Genomic DNA, 2,367 nt, shown 5'->3' on the forward strand with positions numbered 1-2,367 from the left:
CAGGTTCTGCCACAACATCGCCAGCAGAGTCGGATCCCCCGCCACGCGAGGTAGGCCACCGTCGGGGCGTTCGATCTCGGCGCCGGCCTCGTCGATGACGTGGTCCAGGTTGCTCAGCGCCGCGTCGAGCGCCACGTCGAGGTCGAGGTCGGTGTGGGTGGCGTTGAAGCGGCCAACTCGGGAGAACGTGAGCAGATCGTTGATGAGCACCTGCATGCGTTTGGCGCCGTCCACCGCGAAGCTGATGTATTCGGCGCCCCGCTCATCGAGTTGATCGCCGTAGCGCTTCTCCAGCAGCTGACAGAACGAGGTCACCTTGCGCAGCGGCTCCTGCAGGTCGTGCGACGCAACATAGGCGAACTGCTCCAACTCGGCGTTGGACCGTCGCAGCTCGACGGCCTGCTCGTCGAGCTGCGCGCGCGCCGAACGCGACGACTCGAGCTCGTCGACGATGCGCTGCCGCATGTCCTCGACGTCGACGGCGATCGCGCGGATGTCCTTGGGGCCGCGCGGCGCGATGCGCTCGTTGAAGTTGCCCTCGGTGATGCGCCGGCAGGCCTCGGCCAGATTTCCGAGCGGACGGATGACCGCGCTGTGCAGTAGCACCGCCAACAGGATCGCGGTGACGAAAACCGCGACCACCATCGCCGCCAGGACCCGATCGCGCCAGCCACGCATCTGCGCCATCTGTTCGATCCCGGCCGAACGGGCCTGTTCCAGATCCTCGTTCTGCGCTGCGAACAGCGTCCGCAGCTCGTCGAACAAGGCCTTTCCGCGATCGGTGGTGGCGGGGTCCATGGGCAGCGGCGAACCCGGTATCACGCCCGCGATGATCGGTTCGGCGTAGCTGGTGCGCCAGTTCTCGGCGGCCGCCTCGATGGCGTCCAGATCGGCGACCAGAACTTCGCGGTGGCCGATGTGTTCGCGGATGTCGGCGGCGAAACCCCGCTCGGAGCGGCTGCCGTCGAAGTAGGGCGCTAGGAATTCGCGGTCGGCGGCGATGGCGTAGCCGCGCACGGCGGTCTCCTGGTCGCGCAGCGCGGCCTGCAGCTGGTAGGCCGCGATCCGCGCGGGCTGGATGTGCTCGATCACCTCGCGGGAGACCTCGTCGGTGCGATTCATCAGGATTGCCCCGACGATGACGCCGGCGAGCACTGCCAAACCCATGCCGCCCAGCAGCAGGTTTTGCCAGCCCTGCACGGTCAGCTGCCGGTGCAAACCGGCCAGCCTACTCATGCTGTCGCTCAACCCGCACCATCGCGATGTCGTCACTGAGCCCGCCGTAGGGCTGCGCCCGTTGCTCGGCGGCGTCGATCAGCGCGTCGACGAATGCCGGACCCGGCAGGTGCGCGACCGACCGCGCCAGCTCGAGCAAGCCCTGCTCCCCCAGGCGTTCGTTGCCCTGACCGGAGCGGCCCTCGAACAGGCCGTCGGTGAGCAGTACCAACCCTTTGCCGGCCGGTAACTCCACCTGTTGGGGCAGCCACTCGCCGGCGGGCAGCCCCAGCGCCGGGCCGCCCTCCGGTTCGACCCAGTCCACGGTGCCGTCGCCGTGCAGCAGCATGCCCGGGTGTCCCGCGCGCACCGCGGTGATGTGGGTGCCCTGCGGCGGTATGGCCAGGCTCAGCACGGTCGCGAAGATGCCCTTCTTGCCTCGTTCGGCGTGCAGGATGCGTTCCAGCTGGCGCATCCGCTCGGCGCCGCGCAGGCCGGCAAAGGTGAGCGCCCGCCAGGCGATACGCAGTGCCACACCCAGGGCGGCCTCGTCGGCACCGTGGCCCGCAACATCGCCGATCATGACGTGCACGGTCCGGTCCGGGGTTTGGACGAAGTCGAAGAAGTCGCCGCCGAGCAGGGCGTTCTGCCGACCCGGCCGGTATCTCGCGACGATTTCGACACCGGGGTTGTCGAGCAGCAGCGGCGACGGCAGCAGGCCGCGTTCGAGGCGGGCGTTCTCGCGGGCCTGCAGCCGGCTGGCATGCAGTTCGACGGCGGTCAGTTCGGCGCGCTTGCGCTCGATTGCATACAGCACCGCCCGGCGCAGCATCTCGGGTTCGACCCGGCCCTTGACCAGGTAATCCTGGGCGCCGGAGGCCACCGCCGACACCCCGAAGTGTTCATCGTTCAAACCGGTCAACACGACGATCGGAATGGTCGGGTCAGCATGTGCGATCCGTTGCAGCGCGTCGATGCCGCTCGAATCGGGCAGGTTGAGGTCCAGCAGCACACAGTCCGGACGGGCGGCAGACACCGCCCGCTCGGCATCGGCCATCGACTCCGCCCAGGCGTAGTGGATGTCCGCGGCGGCGTCGGCGATCAGTTCTTCGACCAGCAGCGCATCGGCGCGGTCATCCTCGACCAACAGCA

At 68.6% G+C, this 2,367-nt stretch carries 2 protein-coding genes; both read right to left on the reverse strand.

Translation table 11 applies throughout. The features are described from left to right. A partial coding sequence (locus tag ACN269_RS35100; RefSeq protein ID WP_421477705.1) for a sensor histidine kinase occupies positions 1–1,218 on the reverse strand: 1,218 nt, incomplete at its 3' end. A 10-nt stretch (positions 1,219–1,228) separates the two neighbouring features. After that, positions 1,229–2,362 (reverse strand): PP2C family protein-serine/threonine phosphatase, encoded by a 1,134-nt coding sequence (locus ACN269_RS35105; RefSeq protein ID WP_421477707.1) that lies wholly within the window; start codon positions 2,360–2,362, stop codon positions 1,229–1,231. Between the last annotated feature and the right edge of the window lie 5 nt (positions 2,363–2,367).

The sequence above is a fragment of the Micromonospora sp. WMMD736 genome, assembly GCF_049179015.1.
Lineage (GTDB): Bacteria > Actinomycetota > Actinomycetes > Mycobacteriales > Micromonosporaceae > Micromonospora.